This is a genomic window from Streptomyces sp. Tu 2975 (assembly GCF_009832925.1).
Classification (GTDB): Bacteria; Actinomycetota; Actinomycetes; order Streptomycetales; family Streptomycetaceae; genus Streptomyces.
Genome location: NZ_CP047140.1, coordinates 5,938,618 through 5,959,740 on the forward strand (window position 1 = coordinate 5,938,618; position 21,123 = coordinate 5,959,740).

The 21,123-nt window shown below is 72.2% G+C and carries 11 protein-coding genes and 3 pseudogenes; 7 read left to right on the forward strand and 7 right to left on the reverse strand.

Annotated elements, in window-relative coordinates:
* Positions 1-111 precede the first annotated feature (111 nt).
* The 4 genes and pseudogenes from trpB to lgt all read left to right on the forward strand — a co-directional run bounded on the left by trpB (position 112) and on the right by lgt (position 4,306).
* Positions 112-1,403: pseudogene (trpB, locus tag GLX30_RS26365) on the forward strand (tryptophan synthase subunit beta).
* On the forward strand, positions 1,400-2,215 hold the full coding sequence (gene trpA / locus GLX30_RS26370; protein ID WP_159692971.1) for a tryptophan synthase subunit alpha: 816 nt from the start codon (positions 1,400-1,402) through the stop codon (positions 2,213-2,215). Before trpB ends, trpA begins: the two are co-directional and overlap by 4 nt.
* A gap of 63 nt (positions 2,216-2,278) precedes the next feature.
* Complete coding sequence (locus GLX30_RS26375; protein WP_159692973.1) at positions 2,279-3,139, forward strand: thioredoxin domain-containing protein; 861 nt, start codon at positions 2,279-2,281, stop codon at positions 3,137-3,139.
* A 195-nt stretch (positions 3,140-3,334) separates the two neighbouring features.
* Positions 3,335-4,306, forward strand: a complete 972-nt coding sequence (lgt, locus tag GLX30_RS26380; protein WP_159692975.1) for a prolipoprotein diacylglyceryl transferase — start codon at positions 3,335-3,337, stop codon at positions 4,304-4,306.
* 359 nt (positions 4,307-4,665) lie between these two features.
* On the opposite strand, the gene GLX30_RS26385 is transcribed toward lgt, so the two are convergent.
* The 7 genes from GLX30_RS26385 to GLX30_RS26415 form a co-directional block, all read right to left on the reverse strand.
* Entirely contained in the window at positions 4,666-5,466 is an 801-nt protein-coding gene (locus GLX30_RS26385) for a CoA ester lyase (protein ID WP_159692977.1), read from the reverse strand.
* On the reverse strand, positions 5,463-6,770 hold the full coding sequence (locus GLX30_RS26390) for a CoA transferase (protein ID WP_244258500.1): 1,308 nt from the start codon (positions 6,768-6,770) through the stop codon (positions 5,463-5,465). The genes GLX30_RS26385 and GLX30_RS26390 overlap by 4 nt, the downstream gene beginning before the upstream one ends.
* 23 nt (positions 6,771-6,793) lie before the next feature.
* Positions 6,794-7,681 carry a ribokinase gene (rbsK, locus tag GLX30_RS26395; protein WP_159692979.1) on the reverse strand — a complete coding sequence of 296 codons (888 nt, stop codon included), beginning with the start codon at positions 7,679-7,681 and terminating at the stop codon, positions 6,794-6,796.
* Complete coding sequence (locus GLX30_RS26400; RefSeq protein ID WP_159692981.1) at positions 7,678-9,243, reverse strand: ADP-ribosylglycohydrolase family protein; 1,566 nt, start codon at positions 9,241-9,243, stop codon at positions 7,678-7,680. Before GLX30_RS26400 ends, rbsK begins: the two co-directional genes overlap by 4 nt.
* The gene (locus GLX30_RS26405; RefSeq protein WP_159692983.1) at positions 9,240-10,439 is read right to left on the reverse strand and encodes an ADP-ribosylglycohydrolase family protein; all 1,200 of its coding nucleotides are present in this window, start codon (positions 10,437-10,439) and stop codon (positions 9,240-9,242) included. The genes GLX30_RS26400 and GLX30_RS26405 overlap by 4 nt, the downstream gene beginning before the upstream one ends.
* A gap of 57 nt (positions 10,440-10,496) precedes the next feature.
* Positions 10,497-11,855, reverse strand: a complete 1,359-nt coding sequence (locus GLX30_RS26410) for an ADP-ribosylglycohydrolase family protein (protein ID WP_244258501.1) — start codon at positions 11,853-11,855, stop codon at positions 10,497-10,499.
* Between the two features lie 416 nt (positions 11,856-12,271).
* Positions 12,272-13,294, reverse strand: coding sequence for an ADP-ribosylglycohydrolase family protein (locus GLX30_RS26415; protein ID WP_159692985.1), 1,023 nt, complete (start codon positions 13,292-13,294; stop codon positions 12,272-12,274).
* Positions 13,295-13,509: 215 nt separating this feature from the next.
* On the opposite strand from GLX30_RS26415, the pseudogene GLX30_RS26420 reads away from it, so the two are divergent.
* The 3 genes and pseudogenes from GLX30_RS26420 (at position 13,510) to GLX30_RS26430 (ending at position 20,685) form a co-directional block, all read left to right on the forward strand.
* Positions 13,510-14,237, forward strand: a pseudogene (locus GLX30_RS26420) (VIT1/CCC1 transporter family protein).
* A gap of 409 nt (positions 14,238-14,646) precedes the next feature.
* Positions 14,647-19,232: pseudogene (gene gltB, locus GLX30_RS26425) on the forward strand (glutamate synthase large subunit).
* The gene (locus tag GLX30_RS26430; RefSeq protein WP_159692989.1) at positions 19,225-20,685 is read left to right on the forward strand and encodes a glutamate synthase subunit beta; all 1,461 of its coding nucleotides are present in this window, start codon (positions 19,225-19,227) and stop codon (positions 20,683-20,685) included. The pseudogene gltB and the gene GLX30_RS26430 overlap by 8 nt, the downstream one beginning before the upstream one ends.
* The last annotated feature ends 438 nt before the right edge of the window (positions 20,686-21,123 follow it).

Here is a 21,123-nt window from a genome sequence, read left to right on the forward strand (position 1 = left end):
CACGGGAAGTGGGTCCCCACGGCCGCCAGGCCGTAGAAATGGGACGGGGAACAGCCCGCAGGCGCCACCTACGTCGTCCTCTTCTTCCGTCCCGACAAGGAGCGCGTCGCCATGTCCAGCGACTACTTCATCCCCGACCCGGAGGGTCACGTCCCCAACACCGAGGGCTACTTCGGTGCGTTCGGCGGCAAGTTCATCCCGGAGGCGCTCGTCGCCGCCGTGGACGAGGTCGCCGTCGAGTACGAGAAGGCCAAGTCCGACCCGGCTTTCGCGGCCGAGCTGAACGGCCTGATGGTCGACTACACGGGCCGCCCGAGCGCCCTCACCGAGGTGTCCCGGTTCGCCGAGCACGCCGGCGGCGCCCGCGTCTTCCTCAAGCGCGAGGACCTCAACCACACCGGCTCGCACAAGATCAACAACGTGCTGGGCCAGGCACTGCTCACCAAGCGGATGGGCAAGACGCGCGTCATCGCGGAGACGGGCGCCGGTCAGCACGGCGTCGCGACCGCCACCGCCTGCGCGCTGTTCGGTCTCGAGTGCACCATCTACATGGGCGAGATCGACACCCAGCGCCAGGCGCTGAACGTCGCCCGGATGCGGATGCTCGGCGCCGAGGTCGTCGCCGTGAAGTCCGGCAGCCGCACCCTCAAGGACGCCATCAACGAGGCGTTCCGCGACTGGGTCGCCAACGTGGACCGTACGCACTACCTGTTCGGCACGGTCGCCGGCCCCCACCCCTTCCCCGCCATGGTGCGCGACTTCCACCGCGTCATCGGCGTGGAGGCCAGGCGGCAGATCCTGGAGAGGGCCGGGCGCCTCCCCGACGCCGCCGTCGCCTGCGTCGGCGGCGGGTCGAACGCCATCGGCCTGTTCCACGCCTTCATCCCGGACTCCGGTGTCCGGCTGGTCGGCTGCGAGCCCGCCGGCCACGGCATCGAGACCGGGGAGCACGCGGCGACCCTGACCGCAGGCGAGCCCGGCATCCTGCACGGCTCCCGTTCCTACGTCCTTCAGGACGACGAGGGCCAGATCACCGAGCCGTACTCGATCTCGGCCGGCCTGGACTACCCGGGCATCGGCCCGAGCATTCGTACCTGAAGGACTCGGGCCGCGGTGAGTACCGCGCGGTCACCGACGACGCGGCGATGCAGGCCCTGCGGCTGCTGTCCCGCACCGAAGGCATCATCCCGGCCATCGAGTCGGCGCACGCCCTGGCCGGCGCGCTGGAGGTCGGGCGCGAGCTCGGCAAGGACGGGTTGATCCTCGTCAACCTCTCCGGCCGCGGTGACAAGGACATGGACACCGCCGCCCGTTACTTCGGTCTGTACGACACCGACGCCCGGGTCGAGGCCGACGCCTCAGCCGACAACGGCGCCGCAGAGATCCAGGGGGACGCCAAGTGAGCGGGAACATCCAGCTGCTGAACGACACGCTCGCCGCGGCGAGGAACGAGGACCGGGCCGCGCTCATCGCCTATCTGCCCGCCGGTTTCCCGACCGTCGACCTCGGCATCGATGCGGTCAAGGCGGCGTTCGACGGCGGCGCCGACGTGGTGGAGGTCGGACTGCCGCACAGCGACCCCGTCCTCGACGGCCCGGTCATCCAGACCGCCGACGACATCGCCCTGCGCGGCGGCGTCAGGATCGCCGATGTGATGCGTACGGTCCGTGAGGCCCACGCGGCCACCGGCAAGCCGGTCCTCGTGATGACCTACTGGAACCCGATCGACCGCTACGGCGTCGAGCGCTTCACGTCTGAGCTCGCCGAGGCGGGCGGCGCCGGGTGCATCCTGCCCGACCTGCCGGTCGAGGAGGCCGGGCTGTGGAGGGAGCACGCCGAGAAGCACGGCCTCGCCACCGTCTTCGTCGTCGCGCCGAGCAGCAAGGACGCCCGCCTCGCGAAGATCACGGCAGCCGGATCAGGTTTCGTCTACGCGGCCTCACTGATGGGCGTCACCGGTACCCGCGAGTCGGTCGGCGAGCAGGCACAGGATCTGGTGCGCCGCACCCGCGCCACGACGGAGCTGCCGGTCTGCGTGGGTCTCGGAGTCTCCAACCCGGCGCAGGCCGCGGAGGTCGCGGCGTTCGCCGACGGTGTGATCGTCGGCTCGGCGTTCGTCAAGCGGATGCTCGACGCACCCGACGACGGCGCGGCCGTCGCGGCCGTACGGGAACTGGCGGGCGAACTGGCACGGGGCGTGCGCGGAAAGTCGTAGCCCGTACGAGTGGATCAGGGACCGGGGAGGCGCGCACACGCCTCCCCGGTTCGTTTGCGGGGTGTGAGCGAGAACCAAGAGCGGAAGCGGGGAGCGCGCGAGCGGCTCCAGCAGGATCGGGCGCGGGAAAAGGCACGCGAGAAGCGCCGTAGGACCCTGATCGTGGCCTCGGCCGTGGTGGGCGTGCTCGGGCTGGCCGCGGTGGCCGGCCTGGTGGCCGCCAACAGCGGCAAGGACGACGGCGACGGCACGACGGATGCGGGGCCGCTCCTCGCGCCGAGCGGCGTGCAGGGCGAGGAGCAGCTCGCCATCCCGGTCGGCGCGGCCGACGCCCCGTCCACCCTCACGGTGTGGGAGGACTTCCGGTGCCCGGCCTGCGCCCAGTTCGAGAACGCTCTGCGCGACACGATCCACGATCTGGAGCAGGCCGGCCAGATCAAGATCGACTATCACCTGGCCACCATCATCGACGGGAACATGGGCGGCAGCGGCTCCCTGCGCGCGGCGAACGCGGCGGCGTGCGCCCAGGACGCCGGGAAGTTCGCGCCCTACCACGACGTGCTCTACATGAACCAGCCGCCGGAGCCGGACGACGCCTTCGCCGACAACGGCAAGCTGATCGAGCTCGCGGGCAAGGTCGAGGGACTGGACACGCCCGCGTTCCGCAGCTGTGTGGAGGAGGGCAAGCACGACGGCTGGGTGAAGAAGTCCAACGAAGCCTTCCAGGCCGGCGGCTTCACCGGCACCCCGACCGTGCTGCTCAACGGAGAGTCGATCTTCCCGACGAAGGGGAAGGAGCAGATCTCCGTCGCGAACTTCAAGAAATGGGTCAAGGAGGCCAACAAGAACAAGCCGCCGGGCACAGAGCGGCCGGCGGCGCCGACCGGGGGCGGGAGCGCGAGCCCGGGAGCGTCGGCGTCCTGAGGCGGCACGGGCGGGTGAAGGTTCTCGGACCCGGCGGCGGCCACGGACCCGGTGGTGCCTGGGCTGCCCGCGGACAGCCGCGGAGTTGTGCCCGTGACCATGGCCGCGCCCCTGGCCATGACCGTGTCCCGTTACCCAGAAGTTGCCGGGCGGGTTGCCGTACGTCCCGCCCGGCAGGGTAGCGTCGGTCCTGCCATGGACATCGCCTACATTCCCAGCCCGTCGACCGGAGTGATCCACCTCGGACCGCTTCCGCTGCGAGGCTATGCGTTCTGCATCATCATCGGCGTCTTCGTAGCCGTCTGGTACGGCAACCGGCGCTGGGTCGCCCGGGGCGGCAAGGCCGGAACGGTGGCCGACATCGCTGTCTGGGCCGTGCCGTTCGGCCTGGTCGGCGGTCGGCTCTACCACGTGATCACCGACTACCAGCTGTACTTCAGCGAGGGTGAGAACTGGGTCGACGCCTTCAAGATCTGGGAGGGCGGCCTCGGCATCTGGGGTGCGATCGCGCTGGGCGCGGTCGGCGCCTGGATCGGCTGCCGCCGCCGAGGGATCCCGCTGCCCGCATGGGCCGACGCCCTCGCACCCGGAATCGCCTTCGCGCAGGCCATCGGCCGCTGGGGCAACTGGTTCAACCAGGAGCTGTACGGCAGGGAGACCGACGTCCCCTGGGCGCTCAAGATCACCGAGGGCGCGAACCGCGAGGCGGGCCTGTACCACCCGACGTTCCTGTACGAGTCCCTGTGGTGCATCGGCGTCGCGCTGCTGGTCATCTGGGCCGACCGCCGCTTCAAGCTGGGTCACGGGCGGGCGTTCGCGCTGTACGTCGCGGCGTACTGCGCAGGACGCGGCTGGATCGAGTACATGCGTGTCGACGAGGCGCACGACATCCTCGGTCTGCGGCTGAACGTCTGGACCTCCATCGTGGTCTTCCTGCTGGCGGTCACGTACATCGTGATCTCGTCGCGGACACGTCCGGGACGCGAGGAGATCGTGGAGCCGGCGGCGGTGGACAGGTCGAAGTCCGACGCGGCCGCGGCGGCCCCGTCCGCCGACGGCGAGCCCGAGGACGGCGCCGGCACGGCGAAGTCCGAGACGCAGTCGGCGTCGGCGTCGGACACGGCACCGGAGTCCGCGGAGGCGTCGGAGTCGCCCGGCAAGGCGTGACACGGGGGCGGTGCGGGCGTGGGTCGCTGCGGCGAGCCTTTCCCCCACCTCATCCCATCCCACCCGCCCCTTCCCGCTGTACCGATGTGCGGCTCCGCCGCGTGGCGGGGCAAGCCCCGGACCCCCGCGCCTCGATCTCCCCCTACGGCCTGGCGGCCGTGGGAGGTGCCCCCGGCGGGGCTGACTGTGTCAGCCCGTCCGGCGATTGAGGACACCGCCGAAGGCGGTACGGGGTCCGGGGCCTGCCCCGGTTCGGGAAGGGGCGGGGAGGGGACGGGCCCCGCGCAGCGGCGTACCCGCAGCGGCCACGTACCAGCAGCGGCCACGCGCCCGCAGCGGCCCCCGCCTCCGTCCCCCGTTCAGAGCTCTTCGCGGCTCGCCAGCGCCAGCGTCCGGCGGGCCCCCGCCACCACCGCCGCGTCGACGAAACGGCCGTCCGGCAGCGCCAGCGCCCCCGCGTCCGACGCTGCCGCCTTCACGATTTCCTCGGCCGCTTCGATCTCCTCCTTCGTCGGGCGGAAGGCGCGTTCGATGACGGGGAGCTGGCGGGGATGGATCGCCGCCCGGCCCAGGAAGCCGAGGGACCTGCCGTGGGAGCAGGAGGCGTAGAGGCCGTCGAGGTCGAGGATGTCCGGGAAGACCGACTGGGGCGGCGGCGCGAGCCCCGCGGCCCTCGCGGCCATGACCGTACGGGTGCGGGGCCAGTCGAGCCCGGCGTCGCCGCGCAGACCGAGGTCGGCGCGGAGATCCGATTCGCCGAGCGCGATGCCGGCGACGGCGCCGTGCGCGGTGGCGATCGCGTACGCGTGTTCCACGGCGAGCGCCGACTCGATGAGCGGGTACAGGGGGATGCCCGGTGCGCGGGCAGCGATCTGCTGGATGTCAGTGGCGTATGCGACCTTGGGGATACGCAGGGCACTCAGGCCCGGCAGCCCGGCGAGGGTCTCGACGTCGTGGGGGGAGTTGATGCGGACATGGACGGGGAGCGGCTGGGGGGACGACAGCAGTTCGGCCGTCGCGTCGAGGGCGTACTGCTTGCGGCCCTGGGCCACGGCGTCCTCGAGGTCGACGATGACGATGTCGGCCTCGGTGGCAAGGGCTTTGCGTACCACTTCCGGGCGGTCGCCCGGGGCGTAGAGCCAGGTGAGGGGGATGGTCATAGTGCCCCTTGGGTGCGGAGTCCGGTGATGTCGGTGGGGGTCAGGCCGAGTTCGGCCAGCACCTCCTCGGTGTCGGCGCCGTGCGGCCGGCCGGCCCAGCGGATACGGCCGGGGGTCTCCGACAGCCGGAAGATGACGTTCTGCATACGCAGCGTGCCGAGTTCGGAATCCGGCACTTCCGTGATGGTGCCGAGCGCCTGGTACTGCGGGTCGTCCATGACGTCGCTGATGTCGTAGACGGGGGCGACGGCGGCTTCCGCCTTTTCGAACGCGTCGATCACTTCGTCGCGGGTGCGGCGGGCGATCCAGCCGCCGACGGCGTCGTCGAGTTCGCCGGCGTGTTCGGCGCGGCCGGTTCCGGTGGCGAACCACGGCTCGTCGACGAGTTCCGGCCGGCCCACGAGATGCATGACGCGTTCCGCGACGGACTGGGCGGAGGTGGAGACCGCGAGCCAACCGCCGTCCGCGGTGCGGTAGATGTTGCGCGGCGCGTTGTTGCGGGAGCGGTTGCCCGTGCGGGGCTGGATGTAGCCGAGCTGGTCGTACCAGAGCGCCTGCGGGCCGAGCACCGCCAGGATCGGTTCGATGATCGCCATGTCCACGACCTGACCCCGGCCGGTGGTGGCACGGGCGCTGAGCGCGGTCATCACGGCGTAGGCGGTGGCGAGGGCGGCGACGGAGTCGGCGAGGCCGAACGGGGGGAGGGTCGGCGGGCCTTCCGGTTCGCCGGTGGCGGCGGCGAAGCCGCTCATCGCCTCCGCGAGGGTGCCGAAGCCGGGGCGGTGGGAGTACGGGCCGAACTGCCCGAAGCCGGTGACTCGGGCGAGGACCAGCCGGGGGTTGGCCGCGCTCAGTTCGTTCCAGCCGAGCTCCCATCTCTCCAGCGTGCCGGGGCGGAAGTTCTCCACGACCACGTCGGCGGTCGCGGCGAGACGGAGCAGGGTCTCCCGGCCGCCGGGGGCGGACAGATCGAGGGTGATGTTGCGCTTGTTGCGCCCGAGGACCTTCCACCACAGCCCGACCCCGTTCTTGGCGGGGCCGTGCCCGCGTGACGGGTCGGGGCGGGTCGGATGCTCGATCTTGATGACCTCGGCGCCGAAGTCACCGAGCATCGTGGCGCACAGGGGGCCGGCGAAGAGGGTCGCCAGGTCGAGGACACGCAGACCCTCCAGGGGAAGGCGACCCTCCACCGGAATATCACCTTCCGGCGGACGGTGCCCTTCCGGCGGACGGTGGCCTTCCGGCGGGAGGGGACTCAGCGGAAGGGGATTCAAGGGAAGCGGGTTACCGGCGAGGGGATTCAGGGGGAGGGGAGACGACGCAGGACTCATGAGGCGGCGTCGATCTCGGTGCGGTACGGCATGGACGAGGACGCTCCCGGACGCTGGACGGACAGGGCGGCGGCCGCGCATGCCCAGGCCAGGCACTGCCTGATCGGCTTCTTCTCACCGAGTGCCACGGCCAGGGCGCCGACGAAGGTGTCGCCCGCCGCGGTGGTGTCCACGGCCTGCACCCCAGGTGCGGAGACGTTGATCGGCTCGGTGCCCCGGGCCGCGTAAAGACAGCCCGCGGACCCCAGGGTGATCACCACCTCCGGGACCTGGCGCAGCAGTTCCTGCGCCGCGGCGCGGTGGTCGGCGATGCCGGTGAGGGTGGCGGCTTCGTGCTCGTTGGGCACCAGCAGGTCGGTGGCGGCGAGGAGTTCGGGCGGCAGCGGCTGGGCGGGGGAGGGGGTGAGGACGGTCCGCACCCCGTGGCGGCGGGCTGCCTCGGCGCCGTCGAGGACGGCGCTGAGGGGGAGCTCGAGCTGGAGGAGCAGGGTGTCCGCGGTGGCGATGAGGGCTTCCTCGCCGGGGGCGAGGGCGGTGACGGTGCCGTTGGCGCCCGGGATGACGACGATGGCGTTGCCGCCCTCGTCGTCGACGACGATGTGGGCCGTGCCGGAGGGGCATTCGGCTGTCCTGAGCAGGTCGATGTCGACACCGCAGGATTCGAGGGTGTGCCGCAGTTGGGGGCCGAACGCGTCGGAGCCCACAGCGCCGATCATCGCGACGTCGCCGCCGGCGCGGGCCGCGGCGACGGCCTGGTTGGCGCCCTTGCCGCCGGGGACCGTGCGGAACTCGCGTCCCGTGACGGTCTCCCCGCGTTTCGGCGCGTGCGCCACGAAGGCGACGAGGTCCATGTTGGTGCTGCCGAGCACCACGATGCCTGTCATGGGCGGAGTGCCTCCTTGAGCGTGAGGTGGGCGAGCGTGTCGAAGCCGACGCCGTCGAACCCGGTGACGGAGGTGGCGAGCCGGTTCTTGAGCGGGGCGGTCCACCGGTCGGGCAGGGCGTCCGGCCGCCCGGCCAGCAGACCCGCGAGCGATCCGGCCGTCGCACCGTTCGAGTCGGTGTCGAGCCCCCCGGACACGGCACGGCAGATGGAGCCGGTGAAGTCACCGTCGGCGTGGGTGAGCGCGGCGACGAGCAGCGCGGCGTTGGGGAGCACGTGCACCCAGTGGTAGGCCCCGTACTCGGCGTGGACGCTGTCGACGGCGTCGGCGAAGTCGGCGTGCTCCCCGGCTGCCCTGACGCCGAAGCGCACGGCGGCGGCGAAGCGTGAACGGGGCGGGACAACGGTGAGGCCGGCGGCGATCGCCGCGTGCACGTCCACGGTGCCGGTGGCCGCGGCGGCGATGGCGGCGGCGGTGAACATGGCGCCGTACACACCGTTCGCGGTGTGCGTGAGGCAGGCGTCCCGGTACGCCTGCGCGGCGGCGGCCTCGGGCACCCCGGGGTTGGTCCAGCCGTGGATGTCGGCGCGGATGGCCGCGCCGATCCATTCGCGGAACGGGTTGCGGTGGGAGGCGGTCAGCGGGGGCTCGATGCCGCAGAGGAGGTTGCGGTAGGCGATGCGCTCCGCCGTGAACGTGCGCCCGGCCGGCAACTCGTCCAGCCAGAGCCGGGCGACATCGTCGGTGGTGAAGTCCCTGCCGTGGCGCTGGAGGAGGAGAAGACCGAGGAGCGGGTAGTTGAGGTCGTCGTCCTCCGGCATGCCGTCGATGTTCTCGGCGAGGGAGGTCGGGGCGCTGCGCCGGTTCCAAGGATGGGCGGCGGCGAGCTCCGGAGGCAGACCCTTGGCGGTGAACCAGGTGGTGAGGGGCCAGTTGCCGGTGGCGCGGGCGATGTCACGGATGGCGTGGAGCGGCAGCTTCTCGACGGGTTTGCCGAGCAGACACCCGGCGGCACGCCCGAGCCAGGCGGCGTGCAGCGCGTCCCCGAGCTGGTGCGCCGGCCGGGCCCGGGGTGTGTCCGCAGGGCCGGAGGCGCGGGTCGTTCGCGTACCGCTGCCGACGCCCTCGGACGGCTCGGACGGCTCGCGCGCCTGGGACGAGTCGGACGGCTCTGGCGGCCCCGGCGCCGGGACGTCGGCGCCTGACTCGGCCGTGGGGGACTGCCACGCTCTCCCGCCGCCGCCGCCGCCGCCACCGTGGCCCGGGGCCGCCGGGGGCAGGCCGTAGGCTGCCGCGATGCCGGCGAGCGACGTGGGTTCGTCGGCGGCCGAGGGGCAGGGCAGGGCGGCCAGTTCGTCGAACAGTTCCTCGGCCAGTGCGCGCAGCGGACCCGGCGCGGGCACCTGCGACGCCCCGGCGCGATCCGGGCGGAGCGCGCCGCCGGCCGCCAGCCAGCGGTCCCGGACCGGCGTTCCGTCCCTGCCGTCCTCTTCCGCCTGCCTCAGTTCATGGCCGATCAGGTCCTCCGGCTGGACCCAGGTCAGGCGCAGCGTCCGGGTCATCGTGCCGTGTCCGTGAGGGTGGCGAACGCCGTCTCGTGGTCCCGGCGGCGCTGCGTGTCCCGCTCGTGGACCTCGCGTGCGACCGCGGCCAGTTCGGCCGCCGGCGCGTGCAGGTCGACACGGCTGGCCTCCGCGACCTGCTGTGCCCACTCCTCCGGCACGGCCGCCTCGCCGCTCAGGGCTCCCGCGATCGCGCCGGCCATCGTCGCGATCGAGTCGCAGTCCCGTCCGTAGTTGACGGCCGACAGGACCGTACGGCGGTAGTCGCCGTCGTTCACGAGAAGCATGCCGAGCGCGATGGGGAGTTCCTCGATGGAGTGGAGACGTGAGGGGCGGCGTGCGCCCAGCGACGGTGCGCGGTAGTCGGGGCCGACCGTGTCGAACGGGGCGACCGCCGCCCGCAACGGCACCAGCGCCGACTCGAAGTCCGTGTGCCGTGCGGCCGCTTCGGCCACCGACTCGATCGCCGCCTGGGTGCCGTCCTTCGCCAGGGCCGTCGCCGCGTCGACGACCGAGGCCGGGGTGGCACCCGGCAGGCACGCGGCGGCGACTGCCGCCGCGAACACTCCGGCCGCCTCCCGCCCGTAGGAGGACTGGTGGGCGCCCGCGATGTCGACGGCCTCCGCATAGGCGGCCGCCGGGTTGGCGGCGTTGACCAGTCCCACCGGAGCCATGTACATCGCCGCACCGCAGTTGACGATGTTTCCGCTGCCCGCCTCGCGCGGGTCGTGGTGCCCGTAGTGCAGCCGGGCGACGAGCCACTTCTCGGCGAGGAAGAGCCGCTGGAGGGGAATGGCCTCGGCCTCGAGCTCCGGGATCCAGCGGGGGTTGGTGATGAGGTCGGGGACGAGGTGGTCGGCGACGGCGTACGCGTCGAGGTGGTCGCGGACGGTGGCGTACACCCCGATCAGCGCGTGCGTCATCAGGGTGTCGTCGGTGATGTGGCCGTCACCCTTGTGGTACGGGGCGATGGGGCGTGCGGTGCGCCAGTCGTCGCCGTGCCAGGGGCCGACGATGCCGGTGACGCGCCCGCCGTGCCGTTCCACGATCTGGTCGGGGGTGTACCCCTCGACGGGGCCGCCCAGCGCGTCGCCGACCGCTGCTCCGACGAGGCTGCCGGTGATCCGGTCTTCGAGTGAGAGGGGATTCGTCGCCGCTGCTGCGGCCGTCTTCGTCGCCGCCGTGGTCGTCGTCATGTCGGAATTGTCCCCCTGGGGTGGCCGGCAACGGCGGACCTTGCGCCGGGGTTTCGGCTACCCGCTGGGCGGGGCGGCACCCAGTGGCAGCCCTCCGGGCGGACGGAGCGCCGTTTCCAGGAGGGTGGCGAGCTCGACGAGGTCCGTCCCCGCGAGACGCGGCAACGCGCAACCGGCCAGGGTGCGGCAGGCGTCCCGCCACGTGGCGGGCACCGACGTGCCGCCGCCGAGCGCCCCGGTCAGCGCGCCCGCGAGGGCCGGCGCCGAGTCGGCGACGCGGGAGAGGCAGGCGGCCGCCGGCACGGCCTCCGCGACCTTGCCCCGCGCGGCGACGGCGACGGCGAGCGCGACCGGCACGGTCTCCGCGGCGGCGATGCCGTAGCTGTAGACATGGTCGACGATCTGGTGCTCCAGCAGCGGTACCAGCTCGAAGGCGCCCGAAGCGCGGCGGGCGAGCCCGACCGCGTGGTGGGCGTTGCGGCCGATCTCCGTCGCCTCCGGGAGCTGGGCGAGCGCCGCGTCGACGGCGGCGTCCACGTCCGCGCCGCCGAGCGCGGCGGCGACGGCGGCGGCCATGGCGCGGGCGCCGTGGACCCCGTCGCCGTCCTGGGTGTACCTGGCGTCGAACTCGGCCAGCACGGCGGCGGCGGCTGGGGCACCCGGGTGCACGACGGCGAGCACGGCGGCCCGCACGCAGGCGGCGTCGTCGAAGTAGTGCGGGTTGTCGTGGCCGGTGGCGGGAGGGCGCAGACCGGTGGCCAGGTTGCCGAGCCCGGCGCGCACGGAGATACGGGCGCGCAGCGGCAGCACGGCGGACTCGACCTCGGGAGCGCGCTCGGCGGCGGCGGCGACCTGGCCCGCGAGGGAGTTCCAGGCCACGTCGATCGCGGCCCGCATACGGCGCTCCGGGGCGAGACCGCGGAAGAGCTGCCCTGTGGCGGTGAGCACGGTCCCGGCGGCGAACGCCGCCCATTCGGCGTCGTCGGAGGGGCCGAGCCGGAGGGGCTCCGGCGGCTGGTTGAGCGCGATGGGGACGGGCAGGGTGGTCGTGGCGTTCTGCTCGGCGAAGGTGTCGAGTTCGCGGGTCAGACGCCGCGTCCATTCGGGCATCCGGGCGGCGCGGTGCCGTGCGGCCGGCCATCCGGCGGCGTCCCCGGCGGCGAGTCCCAGCAGGAGGCCCTCGATCCGGCGCGGCCCGTCCGGCGCGGGGTACTCCGTCCGGCGTGCCGGGCGCCCGCCGGGCCGGGTGTGCTTCGGTGCCGGCGTGCCGAGCGAGGTGCCGCGCGTGTGGCCCGTCTCGCCCGACGGCCGGACGCCGAGGGCGGCTGCCGGAGGGTGCGGGGCGGGTGCCGTCGCGAAGGCATGGGCCGCCGCGCCCGGCGGGCGGCCGTTCGCGGTGTCGTGGACGAGGACCACGTCGGCGGTGCCCCACGTCCGGCCGGTGGCCTCGGTCGCGGGTGACGTACCGGCGTTCGCGGTGTCGTGGACGTGGACCCGGTGTGTGGGGTCCCCCGTTCGGCCGGCAGTTTCGGCGGCGGGTGGGGTACCGGCGTTCGCGGTGTCGTGGACGTGGACCACGTCGGCGGCGCCCCGCGTCCGGCCGGTGGCCTCGGTCGCGGGTGACGTACCGGACCTCGCGCTGTCGTGGATGTGGACCTGGCCTGTGGGGTTCCCCGTTCCGCCGGCAGTTTCGGCGGCGGGTGGGGTACCGGCGTTCGCGGTGTCGTGGACGTGGACCACGTCGGCGGTGCCCCGCGTCGGGCTCGCTGCTTCGGCCGCCGCGGACGGACGATCGGCCGTCGTGGGGTCGGGGACGGGGTCCGGGCCGGGTGTCATGCCGGGTCGTCCCCGTCGTCCGGGGTCAGCAGTTCGGCGATGTCCAGGACGTGATAGCCCCGCATGGAGGGGAGGCAGCTGCCGCGGACCGGCCCGATGGCCGACGCCCATTCCTCCGGGATCGCCGCCCAACCGGACACCGAGCCCGCCAGCGCGCCGGCGACCGCAGCCGTGGTGTCGGCGTCGCGGCCCATGTTGACTGCTGTCAGTACCGACGTACGGAAGTCGCCCCGTGCCGCGGCGAACGCGCCGAAGGCGAGGCCGACCGCCTCGGGAGCCAGGTCCGTCCACGGATAGCCGCCGATGACGACCGCGGAGCGGACCGCCCGCTCCATGGAGAGGGCGTCGGGGTACGTCCGTCCGGCGGCGACGACCGCGCGCCGCATGGAGCGGGCCGTCCAGGAGTCCATGGGGACGACGGACAGCGCCGCGCCGATCACCCCCGCCGGCCCCGCGCCGCCCATGGCCGCCGCGACACCCGCCGCCACTGCCCGGCCGCCGTAGATGCCCTCGCCGTCGTGGCTGACGCTCCCGTCGACGGCCACCAGCCGTGCCGCTTCCGAGGGGCGGCCGGCGGCGAAGACGCCGAAGGGGGCGGCCCGCATCGCGAGACCGTCGCTCCACGCGTGCCGGTGCTGGGCGGAGATGGGGGCCGCGAGGCCCCTGCGGAGGTTCTCCAGGGTGCCGCGCTCGCTGAACCCCGCCCCGCGGAACGGTCCTTCGTCCAGGTCCGCGATCCACTCGTGCCACGCCGACTCGACATGGGCGACGGTCAGTGCGGAGCCGTGGCGGGCGAGCAGCAGACCGGAGAAGATGGCGTACTCGGTGTCGTCGGTGCCCGCCGGGTCGTCGCTCACGAAGCCCTCGATGCGGCCCCAGCGGCGGCGGATCTCGGAGGGCCGCAGGTTCTCGGCCGGGGCGCCGAGCGCGTCGCCGACCGCGAGGCCGAGGAGTGCTCCACGAGCCCGGTCGAGCAGGGCGGCGGTGGAACCGGAGCCGGATGCTTCCAGCACTTCCATGAAGGTCCCCTTCGCGCGCGCGAGCCTTGTTCCTCGATCTGTGCCACGAGCCGCCCGCAATGAGTCGAAGGAACGTTTCTGTCACCCGCTTCGCCCAGTCGCCCGGCCAGGTAAGTAAAGCCTGCCTTGCTGGTACGACCCTTACATCCGGCGTATCTTCGAGGACGTCGAGGGGGCGGGGCCGACCGGGCCGCTGCCGGAGAAAGGGGAGAGCTGTGTCCATCATCGAGACCGAAGCGACGCTGCACGAGGCGCACCGTGACAACCACACGCACCGCGATGTGAACGGTGGTTGGCTGCGTCCGGCGGTGTTCGGCGCGATGGACGGACTGGTCTCCAACCTCGCGCTGATGACCGGTGTCGCCGGCGGGGCGGTCTCCCAGCAGACCGTCGTCATCGCGGGACTTGCCGGACTCGCCGCCGGCGCCTTCTCCATGGCGGCCGGCGAGTACACCTCCGTCGCCTCCCAGCGCGAGCTGGTCGAGGCCGAACTGGACGTGGAGCGCCGCGAGTTGCGCAAGCATCCGGTCGACGAGATGGAAGAGCTGGCCGCCCTGTACGTGGCCCGCGGTGTGCAGCCGGCGCTCGCCCGTGAAGTGGCGATGCAGCTGTCGAAGGACCCGAGCAGGCCCTCGAGATCCACGCCCGCGAGGAGCTGGGCATCGACCCGGACGACCTGCCGTCGCCGCTCGTCGCCGCCGTGTCCTCGTTCGGTGCGTTCGCGCTGGGAGCGATGCTGCCGGTGCTGCCCTACCTCCTCGGCGCGAGCACGCTGTGGCCCGCGGTGCTGCTGGCGCTCGTCGGCCTCTTCGCGTGCGGGGCGCTGGTGGCGAAGGTCACGGCCCGCAGTTGGTGGTTCAGTGGTGTGCGCCAGCTCACCCTCGGTGGCGCGGCCGCCGCGCTCACGTACGGCCTCGGCACCCTCATCGGGACCGCCGTCTGACGCCGCCCGGCCCGGCCCCGTCACCGCACCGGCTCCCCTGGGGAGCCGGTGCGTTCGCGTTTCCGGCCCGCGTCCCGCACCCTGTGACGTACGTCCTGCCGCGAAGGCGCCCAGGGGTGAGACACTATGCAAGGCACGACATAAGTAGCCGTTACTCGGTGGTTTCGAATCCGCAATCCCCGGGCATGAGCCGAAAACGCTGTGGGCAATGAAGCCTGCTCTGCGAGAGTCCTCCGGATACCGATCTGTCCGTTGTGGCCCACCTTCACCGCCAGGGGCGGTGTCCGCATGCTGGAATGAGCTATCCGCTTCTCGAGAAGCCCTCCATCATGTAACCTGCACGAAATTTCGCGGAGGGCCAACGTCGTCCCTCGGCACTGCACATGCCACGACGACGACGGGAGAGCCGATGCGTTCCGACGCCTGGTCGCCCATGGACGGTCGCCCCGCCCCCAGGGGATGTACGACCCCCGTAACGAACACGACGCCTGCGGTGTCGGGTTCGTGGCCACCCTCACCGGTGTTGCCAGCCATGAGCTGGTCGAGCAGGCGCTGACCGTTCTCCGGAACCTCGAGCACCGCGGCGCCACCGGCTCCGAGCCCGACTCCGGCGACGGCGCGGGCATCCTGCTCCAGGTCCCGGACGCCTTCCTGCGCGAGGTCACCGCGTTCGAGCTGCCTCAGGCCGGCTCGTACGCCGTCGGAATCGCCTTCCTCCCGGCCGACGCGGAGGACAACGAGGCCGCCGTCTCGAAGATCGAGACGATCGCCGACGAGGAGGGCCTCACCGTCCTCGGCTGGCGTGAGGTCCCGGTCACTCCCGACCTGCTCGGCAACGGCGCCCGCGCCACGATGCCCGCCTTCCGTCAGCTCTTCGTGGGCGACGGCAGCAGCGAGGGCGTCGCGCTGGACCGCAAGGCGTTCGTGCTGCGCAAGCGCGCCGAGCGCGAGGCCGGCGTCTACTTCCCGTCGCTGTCCGCGCGCACGATCGTCTACAAGGGCATGCTGACCACCGGCCAGCTGGAGCCCTTCTTCCCCGACCTGTCGGACCGGCGCTTCGCCACGGCCGTGGCGCTCGTCCACTCGCGGTTCTCCACGAACACGTTCCCGAGCTGGCCGCTGGCCCACCCGTACCGCTTCGTCGCGCACAACGGCGAGATCAACACGGTCAAGGGCAACCGCAACTGGATGCGCGCCCGTGAGTCGCAGCTCGCCTCCAAGCTGTTCAACTCCGGCGCCGGCAAGATCGACCGGATCTTCCCCGTCTGCACCCCGGACGCCTCCGACTCCGCCTCCTTCGACGAGGTCCTGGAGCTGCTCCACCTCGGTGGCCGTTCGCTGCCGCACTCGGTGCTGATGATGGTTCCGGAGGCGTGGGAGAACCACGACTCCATGGACCCCGCCCGGCGCGCCTTCTACCAGTACCACTCCACGATGATGGAGCCCTGGGACGGCCCCGCCTGCGTGACCTTCACCGACGGCGTCCAGGTCGGCGCGGTCCTCGACCGCAACGGTCTGCGCCCCGGCCGCTACTGGGTCACCGACGACGGCCTCGTCGTCCTCTCCTCCGAGGTCGGCGTCCTCGACATCGACCCGGCCAAGGTCGTCCGCAAGGGCCGCCTGCAGCCCGGCAAGATGTTCCTCGTCGACACCGCCGAGCACCGCATCATCGAGGACGACGAGATCAAGTCCGCCCTCGCCGCCGAGCACCCCTACCAGGAGTGGCTGGAGGCAGGTGAGATCGAGCTCGAGGACCTCCCCGAGCGCGAGCACATCGTCCACACCCACGCCTCCGTCACCCGCCGCCAGCAGACCTTCGGCTACACCGAGGAAGAGCTGCGCGTCATCCTCGCGCCGATGGCCCGCACCGGCGGCGAGCCGCTCGGCTCCATGGGCACGGACTCGCCGATCGCGGCGCTCTCCGAGCGCCCGCGGCTGCTCTTCGACTACTTCACCCAGCTGTTCGCGCAGGTCACCAACCCGCCGCTGGACGCCATCCGCGAGGAGCTCGTCACCTCGCTGTACTCCTCGCTCGGCCCCCAGGGCAACCTGCTGGAGCCGACCGCGGCGTCCTGCCGCAGTGTCACGCTGCCCTTCCCGGTGATCGACAACGACGAGCTGGCCAAGCTCATCCACATCAACGCCGACGGCGACATGCCCGGCATGAAGGCGGCCACCCTGGCCGGCCTCTACCGGGTCTCCGGCGGCGGCGACGCGCTCGCCGCCCGTATCGAGGCGATCTGCGGCGAGGTCGACGCGGCCATAGAGGACGGCGCCCGCCTGATCGTCCTCTCCGACCGGCACTCGGACGCCGAGCACGCGCCCATCCCGTCGCTGCTGCTCACCTCCGCCGTCCACCACCACCTCATCCGCACCAAGCAGCGCACCCAGGTGGGCCTGCTGGTCGAGGCCGGTGACGTCCGCGAGGTCCACCACGTCGCCCTGCTCATCGGCTACGGCGCCGCCGCGGTCAACCCGTACCTCGCGATGGAGTCCGTCGAGGACCTGGTCCGCGCCGGCACCTTCATCGAGGGCCTCGAGCCCGAGCAGGCCATCAGGAACCTGATCTACGCCCTCGGCAAGGGCGTCCTCAAGGTCATGTCCAAGATGGGCATCTCCACGGTCGCCTCCTACCGCGGCGCGCAGGTTTTCGAGGCCGTCGGTCTCGACGAGGCCTTCGTCGACAAGTACTTCAACGGCACCGCTACCAAGATCGGCGGCGCCGGACTCGACATCGTCGCCAAGGAGGTCGCCGCCCGGCACGCCAAGGCCTACCCGGCCTCCGGCATCGCCGCCACGCACCGCGCCCTGGACATCGGCGGCGAGTACCAGTGGCGCCGCGAGGGCGAGCCGCACCTCTTCGACCCGGAGACGGTCTTCCGCCTGCAGCACGCCACGCGCAACAAGCGGTACGACATCTTCAAGAAGTACACGGACCGTGTGAACGAGCAGTCCGAGCGGCTGATGACGCTGCGCGGCCTGTTCGCCCTGAAGACCGCCGACGGCTCCTCGGGCCGTGAGCCGATCTCCGTCGACGAGGTCGAGCCCGTCTCCGAGATCGTCAAGCGCTTCTCCACCGGCGCCATGTCGTACGGCTCCATCTCCAAGGAGGCGCACGAGACCCTCGCCATCGCCATGAACCAGCTGGGCGGCAAGTCCAACACCGGTGAGGGCGGCGAGGACCCGGAGCGCCTCTACGACCCCGAGCGGCGTTCGTCGATCAAGCAGGTCGCCTCCGGCCGCTTCGGCGTGACGAGCGAGTACCTGGTCAACGCCGACGACATCCAGATCAAGATGGCCCAGGGCGCCAAGCCCGGCGAGGGCGGCCAGCTGCCCGGCCACAAGGTCTACCCGTGGGTGGCCAAGACCCGGCACTCCACCCCCGGCGTGGGCCTGATCTCCCCGCCGCCGCACCACGACATCTACTCCATCGAGGACCTGGCTCAGCTGATCCACGACCTCAAGAACGCCAACCCGGCCGCCCGCATCCATGTGAAGCTGGTCTCCGAGGTCGGCGTCGGCACGGTCGCCGCCGGTGTCTCCAAGGCCCACGCGGACGTCGTCCTGATCTCCGGCCACGACGGCGGTACGGGCGCCTCCCCGCTGACCTCCCTGAAGCACGCGGGCGGCCCCTGGGAGCTCGGTCTCGCCGAGACCCAGCAGACCCTGCTGCTCAACGGCCTGCGCGACCGGATCGTCGTCCAGACCGACGGCCAGCTCAAGACCGGCCGCGACGTCGTCATCGCCGCGCTGCTCGGCGCCGAGGAGTTCGGTTTCGCGACCGCGCCGCTCGTCGTCTCCGGCTGCGTCATGATGCGCGTCTGCCACCTGGACACCTGCCCGGTCGGCATCGCCACCCAGAACCCGGTCCTGCGCGAGCGGTTCTCCGGCAAGGCCGAGTTCGTCGTCAACTTCTTCGAGTTCATCGCGCAAGAGGTTCGCGAGATCCTCGCCGAGCTGGGTTTCCGCAGCATCGAGGAGGCCGTCGGCCACGCCGAGCTGCTCGACACCGACCGGGCCGTCGACCACTGGAAGGCACAGGGCCTCGACCTCGCGCCGCTGTTCCACGTGCCCGACCTGCCCGACGGCGCGGTGCGCCACCAGGTCACCGAGCAGGACCACGGACTGGAGAAGGCCCTCGACAACGAGCTCATCGAGCTCGCCGCGGAGGCGCTGAACGCCGCCACCGCCGAGGACGCCCAGCCGGTCCGCGGCCAGGTCGCCATCCGGAACATCAACCGGACCGTGGGCACCATGCTCGGTCACGAGGTGACGAAGAAGTTCGGCGGCGCGGGCCTGCCCGACGACACCATCGACATCACCTTCACCGGCTCCGCCGGCCAGTCCTTCGGCGCGTTCGTGCCGCGCGGCATCACACTCCGCCTCGAGGGCGACGCCAACGACTACGTCGGCAAGGGCCTTTCCGGCGGCCGTGTGATCGTCCGCCCCGACCGGGGCGCCGACCACCTGGCCGAGTACTCGACCATCGCGGGCAACACCATCGCCTACGGCGCCACCGGCGGCGAACTGTTCCTGCGCGGCCGGACCGGCGAGCGCTTCTGCGTCCGCAACTCCGGTGCGCTGGTGGTCTCCGAAGGCGTGGGCGACCACGGCTGCGAGTACATGACCGGCGGACACGCGGTCGTCCTCGGCGAGACGGGCCGCAACTTCGCGGCCGGCATGTCCGGTGGCATCGCCTACGTGATCGACCTCGACCGGGACAACGTCAACTCCGGCAACCTCGGCGCGATCGAAGCCCTGGACGAGACCGACAAGCAGTGGCTGCACGATGTCGTGCGCCGCCACTTCGAGGAGACCGGCTCGACCGTCGCCGAGAAGCTTCTCGCCGACTGGTCCGTGAACGTGGACCGCTTCAGCAAGATCATCCCGACCACGTACAAGGCAGTGCTCGCCGCCAAGGACGCCGCTGAGCTCGCCGGTCTCTCCGAGCAGGAGACCACCGAGAAGATGATGGAGGCGGCGACCAATGGCTGACCCCAAGGGCTTCCTGACCACAGGGCGCGAGGTCGCCGAGACCCGCCCCGTCGAGGAACGCGTCAAGGACTGGAACGAGGTCTACGTCCCGGGCGCCCTGCTGCCGATCATCAGCAAGCAGGCCGGCCGCTGCATGGACTGCGGCATCCCGTTCTGCCACAACGGCTGCCCGCTCGGGAACCTCATCCCCGAGTGGAACGACTACGCCTACCGCGAGGACTGGGCCGCCGCCTCCGAGCGGCTGCACGCCACCAACAACTTCCCGGAGTTCACCGGCCGTCTGTGCCCGGCGCCCTGTGAAGCTGCGTGCGTGCTCGGTATCAACCAGCCCGCCGTCACCATCAAGAACGTCGAAGTCTCCATCATCGACAAGGCGTGGGACTCCGGCGACGTCACCCCGCAGCCGCCGGAGCGCCTCTCCGGCAAGACCGTCGCCGTCGTCGGCTCGGGCCCGGCCGGTCTCGCCGCCGCGCAGCAGCTGACCCGGGCCGGCCACACGGTCGTCGTGTACGAGCGCGCCGACCGCATCGGCGGGCTCCTGCGCTACGGCATCCCCGAGTTCAAGATGGAGAAGGTGCACATCAACCGCCGCATCGAGCAGATGCGCGCGGAAGGCACCAAGTTCCGCACCGAGGTCGAGATCGGCAAGGACATGCCGGCGGACGCGCTGCGCCGCCGCTACGACGCGGTCGTCGTCGCGGCCGGCGCCACCGTCTCCCGCGACCTGCCCGTCCCGGGCCGGGAGCTGAACGGCATCCACTTCGCCATGGAGTACCTGCCGCTCGCCAACAAGGTGCAGGAGGGCGACTTCGTGGCGCCCCCCATCACCGCGGAGGGCAAGCACGTCGTCGTCATCGGCGGCGGCGACACCGGCGCGGACTGCGTGGGCACCGCTCACCGGCAGGGCGCGGCGTCCGTCACCCAGCTGGAGATCATGCCCCGCCCCGGCGAGGAGCGGAACTCCAACCAGCCGTGGCCGACCTTCCCGATGCTCTACAAGGTCACCTCCGCGCACGAGGAGGGCGGCGAGCGGGTCTACTCCGTCTCCACCACCCACTTCGAGGGCGACGAGGACGGCAACGTCCAGGCACTGCACCTCGTGGAGGTGGAGTTCAAGGACGGCAAGCTGGAGCAGAAGCCCGGCACCGAGCGCCGTATCCCGGCACAGCTGGTCACCCTGGCGATGGGCTTCACCGGCATCGACCGGTCCAACGGCATGGTCGAGCAGTTCGGCCTCGACCTCGACGAGCGCGGCAACGTGGCGCGTGACGCGGACTTCGCGACGAACGTCGACGGTGTCTTCGTCGCGGGCGACGCCGGTCGCGGCCAGTCGCTGATCGTGTGGGCGATCGCCGAGGGCCGCTCGGCGGCGCGCGGCGTGGACCGCTATCTGACGGGTGCGAGTGCGCTGCCGGCGCCGATCCGGCCGACGGACCGTGCGCTGACGGTCTGACCGTCCGGCCGTGCGGCCGGTCCGACCGGTCCGGCACGCGGACCGTGCGCTGACGGTCCGCCCCACAGAAACGTCCCGTACAACGGCGTACGGAACTGAACACGGCGCCTGCCTGTCCCCGACCGGACCATGGCAGGCGCCGTGGTGTGTGCGGGGCGTGGTGCGGGTGCTGGTGGGCGGCCGCTGCCCGCCTTTCCCTGCTGTACCGATGGGCGGTTCCGCCGCGTGGGGGGCTCCACCCGGCCCCGGCACCGCGCTCCGCGCGGTTTTCGGGGGCTCTGCCCCGGACCCCAGCGCCTCGATCGCCGGCTGGGCCCGAGTTGCCGGCGGAGCTGATGTCGCGGAGCGCCATCCGGCCCGCCCGGGGGCACTCCCACGGCCGCCAGGCCGTAGGGGCGATCGAAGGCACCGCGTGAAGCGCGATACGGGTCCGGGGCC